This is a genomic window from Streptomyces sp., assembly GCF_036566765.1.
Lineage (GTDB): Bacteria > Actinomycetota > Actinomycetes > Streptomycetales > Streptomycetaceae > Streptomyces.
Genome location: NZ_DATCVQ010000610.1, coordinates 1 through 5,803 on the forward strand (window position 1 = coordinate 1; position 5,803 = coordinate 5,803).

Consider the following 5,803-nt stretch of genomic DNA (forward strand, 5'->3'; position numbering starts at 1 on the left):
GCTGGGCGGGGGCCTGGGCCTGGGCCTGCGGAGCCGGGGCGGTCGGGGCTTCCGGGGCGGGAGCGGCCTGGACGGGCTGGGGAGCGGGCGTCGGGGCCGGCGGGAGCGGGGCCATCGGCGTATGGGCCTCGGGCCCGGGCACGTACCCCATGGCGGGCGCGGGCGGACCAGGCATCACGACGGGCGCGGGCGCAGCCGCCGCCCCGCGCTCCAGCCGGTCGAGCCGGGCCTGCAGCGCACGCTGGTCGTCGAAGGCGGCGGGCAGCAGCACGCGCGCGCAGATCAGCTCCAGCTGCAGCCGCGGCGAGGTGGCGCCGCGCATCTCGGTGAGCCCGGTGTTGACCAGGTCGGCGGCCCGGCTCAGCTCAGCGGCACCGAAGACCGAGGCCTGCGCCTGCATCCGCTCGACGACGTCGGCCGGGGCGTCGATCAGCCCCTTCTCGGCGGCGTCGGGCACGGCGGCGAGGATGACGAGATCCCGCAGCCGCTCCAGCAGATCGGCGACGAACCGGCGCGGATCGTTGCCGCCCTCGACCACCCGGTCGACGACCTCGAAAGCGGCGGCCCCGTCCGCCGCGGCAAAGGCGTCCACCACGGAATCCAGCAGCGAGCCGTCCGTGTACCCGAGCAGTGCCGTCGCCATGGCGTATGTCACACCGTCCTCGGCGGCGCCGGCGAGCAGCTGGTCCATGACGGACATCGAGTCACGCACCGACCCGGCGCCGGCCCGCACGACGAGCGGCAGCACGCCGTCCTCGACGGGGATGCCCTCGCGCCCGCACACCTCACCGAGGTACTCGCGCAGGGTCCCGGGCGGCACGAGCCGGAAGGGGTAGTGGTGGGTCCGCGACCGAATGGTCCCGATGACCTTCTCGGGCTCGGTCGTGGCGAAGATGAACTTGAGATGCTCCGGCGGCTCCTCGACCACCTTCAGCAGGGCGTTGAAGCCCGCCGAGGTGACCATGTGCGCCTCGTCGATGATGTAGATCTTGTACCGGCTGGAGGCGGGCCCGAAGAAGGCCTTCTCCCGCAGGTCACGGGCGTCGTCCACGCCACCGTGGGAAGCCGCGTCGATCTCGATGACGTCGATCGACCCCGGCCCGTTCCGAGCGAGGTCCCGACAGGACTGGCACTCCCCACAGGGCGTGGGGGTGGGCCCCTGCTCGCAGTTCAGACACCGGGCGAGAATCCGCGCACTGGTCGTCTTACCGCAGCCGCGGGGCCCGCTGAACAGGTACGCGTGGTTGACCCGGTTGTTCCGCAGGGCCTGCTGCAACGGGTCGGTGACATGCTCCTGCCCGATGACCTCGGCGAAGGACTCGGGGCGATAGCGGCGGTACAGCGCGAGAGACGACACGTATACGAGGTTATAGGCGCACACCGACAACCGTGCCCGAGAACGCAAGCGCCCCCCACGCACCCGCCAGAGCCGACCTACCCTTGCTGCCTTCCGGCCCTGGGGGAGTTCAGTCAGATAGCGCCACGTGAGGGGCTGCGCCCAGAGTACCCGATCCACACCCCTCCCCGACCACCCCCACCGACCTCGGCGAACCTCGCGAGATCGAGTTCGCGAGCACCCCTCTCGGTCATGTAATGTTCCCGGCGGAGGATTCGCCTAGAGGCCTAGGGCGCACGCTTGGAAAGCGTGTTGGGGGCAACCCCTCACGAGTTCGAATCTCGTATCCTCCGCAGCCGCCTGAACAGGCGAAACGAAGACCCCGGACCGCTTCAGCGGCCGGGGTCTTCGGCATGCTCTGGTCTCACTTTCAGTCTCATTTATTTCCGGCATTCACGACATATTTCGCAATGGACCATGGCACTCCCCAACGAGCGCCGAATGCCCGGAGTGGCAGACGCATCCTGCGAGCCGCAGCCAGCAGCTAGGGGTATGTTTTATGTAGGTGTACTTCTATATCTGGAGCATCGTGGACAAGCCTGCCGAGATGTTCGACCGGGACTACGAGTGGTCAGCGCTGACCCGGTTCATCACCGATCCTCAGCCAGGAGCGACTCTGGGGGTGGTCTCCGGGCGTCGCCGCCAAGGCAAGACGTTCCTGCTGGATGCAGCCTGTCGTGCCACCGGAGGGTTCTATTTCGGTGCGACCGAAGCCGCCGATGCCGAGTCGCTACGGCGGATCAGCGCAGCGCTGACCGCCCACGTCCGCCCCGCCAGCCCCTTCCACTTCGCCGACTGGGCAGAGGCCGTCGACGCTCTACTCGCACTCGGCGCCGAGCGGCCCGTACCCGTGGTGATCGACGAGTTTCCGTATCTCGCCAAGGCCAACCCGGAGCTGCCCTCGATCATCCAAGAGGCGTTGCGGCCTCTGCGTGACCAGCGCACCGGCTCCCGTACCCGGCTGCTGCTGTGCGGCTCGGCGCTTTCCTTCATGGGCCGACTGCTGTCGGGCAACGCCCCACTGCGCGGACGGGCGGGACTGGAACTGGTCGTCCGCCCCCTAGACCACCGCCTCGCCGCCGAGTTCTGGGACATCACGGACCCCCACCTGGCCATGAAGGTGAACGCGATCGTGGGCGGCACTCCCGCCTACCGGCGCGAATTCGCACGCGGCGACGCTCCAAAGGGTCCGGATGACTTCGACGACTGGGTCGTCCGCACCGTCCTCAATCCCGAAACCCCTCTCTTCCGCGAGGCCCGCTATCTGCTGGCCGAGGAACCCGACCTTCGCGACACCGCCCTGTACCTGTCCGTTCTGGCCGCTGTCGCCGACGGCAACGCCACCCGCGGGGGCATGGCCGGCTACCTGGAACGCAAGGCCACTGACATCGCCCACCCCATCAACGTCCTCGAAGATGCGGGTCTGCTGCACCGTGACGCGGACGCCTTCCGGGACAACCGGCCCACCTACCGCATCTCAGAACCGCTGATCGGCTTCTACCACGCGATCATGCGACCGGTCTGGGACCAGCTTGAACGCCCCGGCAGTGCGCCGCGGGTCTGGCAGGCCAGCCGTCGCCGCTTCGTCAGCAATGTCCTCGGGCCCCATTTCGAACAGGTCTGCCGCGACTGGGCGCTGCACCACGCCGACCCCGAGCTTCTGGGCGGTCTGCCCGCCCGCGTCGGACACGGCGTCGTCCACGACCCCAAGGCCCGCACCGGCCATGAGGTCGACGTGGCCGTCATCGGAATCGCTGATGGCGCCAAGCCGCCGCTCTTGGCCCTCGGAGAGGCCAAGTGGAACGACACCATGGGCGCTGCCCACATCGAACGTCTGCGGCACATCCGCGACCTCGTCACCCTGGCAGGCCGCTACGACACCACCAACACCCGACTCATGTGTTTCAGCGGAGCCGGATTCAACGACAAGGCGCACGCCGCATCAGCGGCCGACCCCGACATCCGGCTGATCGACCTGGCGACCCTCTACGGCCAGGTCTGACGCATGCCCACGCATCCGTGCCCGCCAAGACACATTGGTGAGCACCACCCCCGGTTCCGACCGACTCGCAGGGATCACCGGCACCCGGGGCAGGCTGGTCTCATTTCCGGTCTCATTCGGCCCCGTCCGAGCCTGTCCGCACAGGGCCAGCCCGAGCACTCCACCGCAGGTCAGGACGAGTATGGCCCCCGGCGAATGGCCGTACGAACATTTGGAAAGCGTGTTGGGGGCAACCCCTCACGAGTTCGAATCTCGTATCCTCCGCAGCCGCCTGAACAGGCGAAACGAGGGCCCCGCTGATCTTCAGCGGGGCCCTTCGTCGTTGTCCTGAGTTTTTGTCCACAGAGGGTGTTTCCAGTCGCGCTCGCGCTCTTGCGCCTCGGCATGCGCGCGGAGCATGGCGACCAGCGGACCTGGCAGGGGGACCGCGCGCCGACCGGCTCGGGACTTCGTGTTCGTGGTCTCACGCCGGACCTGCACCCTGTCCGGGCAGTACCCCGCCTTCCTCCCGCACGGCGAGCTCTCCGACTATCCGTGCTCGTACTTGGGGCGCAGACGGTTCCGGCGCAGCTTGAGGTACTCGTTGCTCAGGTCGACGTCGGACCCCGGCCAGGTCTCGGCGAGAGGGTCGGTGTGCATCGAGGGAAGTCCCTTCCGATCGTCTCCCCCACGCTGTCGTCAGAGCGAGACGCCCGAGCTTCTCGGAGTAGGCGGCGGCCGTGTCGGGGCTGAGGAGTTCGGGGTTGAGTTGCGATAGCCGACGAGGGACTCGCGCTCGTCGCACTTCTGCACGACCTCCTGGAGAAGTAACCCGGCTGGCGTTGATGCGTGTGCGCCCCGATGCGGAGAAGCAGCGCGGGCCCGGGCGCGATGCGGGGAACCCCGGTCAGCGCTGCCGACGCGGCCGGCGGGGTGTCGAGGACGGACCTGAACTGCCTGCGGACGCGTGCGGCCACGAGTGGCACCGGGAGGAGTCGGGGATCGTAGACGACCGGCACCCGGCCCCAGCCCTCCCAGTCCAGGATCGTCGGCGGTGTCACGGTGAGGCTGCTCCAGTGGAGGTCCCGTGCCGGGCGACGCGCCTGAGAGGACTGGCGGGAAGGGTGCCGCGCTGCAGGGCGTCCCGCAGGCCGTTGCTCAGGGCACATCCGCTTCCGGTTCCTGTGGTCTCCCTGCGCCATTCAGGGCACATTCACGACGCGCCTGCCTAATTTCGGAAACGACCTTTCAGCCGAGGAAAATCACTGATGCGGACGAATTGATGGCTCCGCTGACGGGCGCCGACGATCGGCGTGACAGGAGAAATGGCCACATCACAGTGGACCGCCGCACGGATGGGGGGCGGTCAGTCGGCTCAACATACATTCCTTGATGCATATTGAGTGATTCCGGCGACATCACCAGAGTGGAATCGTCGCCGGTGTTGAGTGCCTGCGTAATATGCCGCCGACAGAAGAGGCGATTCCGTTCGACGAGGAACGCCGGAGGCCACCACCCCTACAGGAGTTGGCTCCTCGATGACACTCAACATTCCCGATGCGCCACAACGGCGCACGATGGCGGCTTGGATCGCGGGGGTACTCACCCTGCTGGTCGCTGTCGCCGTTGTAGCAGTGACACCTACACGAGCAAATGCAGCAACAGCCGTACCGCTGGGTGAGGCGGAAACCTTCGCGGTACTGGCCGGTTCGACGGTCACCAACACAGGTGATACCGAAGTCACCGGAGACGTCGGTGTATCTCCGGGAACGGCCGTCACGGGATTCCCACCAGGGACCGTGACGGGCGGGACGATCCGCACAGCCGCGGCGGCAGCAGGAGCGCAGGCCGACCTTGGCACGGCGTACGACAACGCCTTCGCCCAACCCACGCAATTCAGTCTTTCCGCTCAGCCCGTGAATCCCACGTTGGTGGCGGGCACCTACGCGGTCGAGTCCGGTCTCCTGGTCGACGGCACCTGGACCCTGGACGCTCAGAACAACCCCGACGCCGTCTGGGTGTTCAAGATTCCTGGGGGCCTGACAACGGCATCCGGGAGCCAAATCGTCCTTCAGAACGGCGCCCAGGCGTGCAACGTGTTCTGGGTGACCAACCCATCGGCCACGCTCGGATCCGGCTCCACCTTCGTGGGCACCCTCATGGCCCTCACCGCGATCAGCGTGAACAGTAACGTGACCATCGACGGCCGGGTGCTGGCCCGCAACGCGGGCGTCACGCTGATCGACGACACGATCACCAGGCCGCTGTGTGAAGACGCCACCACCACGGCCACCGGCGAAGCCCCGACCACGACGACGGGCGAGGCTCCGACCACGGCCACCGGCGAAGCCCCGACCACCGCCACCGGCGAAGCCCCGACCACCGCCACCGGCGAAGCCCCGACCACCGCCACCGGCGAAGCCCCG

The 5,803-nt window shown here is 68.0% G+C and carries 3 protein-coding genes, 1 tRNA gene, 1 other RNA gene and 1 pseudogene; 3 read left to right on the forward strand and 3 right to left on the reverse strand.

What is annotated here, in order from left to right:
* A partial coding sequence (locus VIU94_RS35350; RefSeq protein WP_331918052.1) for a DNA polymerase III subunit gamma and tau occupies positions 1-1,357 on the reverse strand: 1,357 nt, incomplete at its 3' end.
* A gap of 41 nt (positions 1,358-1,398) precedes the next feature.
* An RNA gene (gene ffs / locus VIU94_RS35355) (signal recognition particle sRNA small type) lies at positions 1,399-1,497 on the reverse strand.
* A 107-nt stretch (positions 1,498-1,604) separates the two neighbouring features.
* Here ffs and VIU94_RS35360 point away from each other — a divergent pair.
* Together VIU94_RS35360 and VIU94_RS35365 are read left to right on the forward strand one after the other, a co-directional pair.
* Positions 1,605-1,689: transfer RNA gene (locus tag VIU94_RS35360), tRNA-Ser, on the forward strand.
* A 236-nt stretch (positions 1,690-1,925) separates the two neighbouring features.
* Entirely contained in the window at positions 1,926-3,398 is a 1,473-nt protein-coding gene (locus VIU94_RS35365; RefSeq protein ID WP_331918056.1) for an AAA family ATPase, read from the forward strand.
* Positions 3,399-3,728: 330 nt separating this feature from the next.
* Here the strand turns inward: VIU94_RS35365 and VIU94_RS35370 are convergent.
* Positions 3,729-4,001, reverse strand: a pseudogene (locus VIU94_RS35370) (site-specific integrase); the annotation flags it as partial.
* Positions 4,002-4,915: 914 nt separating this feature from the next.
* Here VIU94_RS35370 and VIU94_RS35375 point away from each other — a divergent pair.
* A partial coding sequence (locus tag VIU94_RS35375; protein ID WP_331918054.1) for an ice-binding family protein occupies positions 4,916-5,803 on the forward strand: 888 nt, incomplete at its 3' end.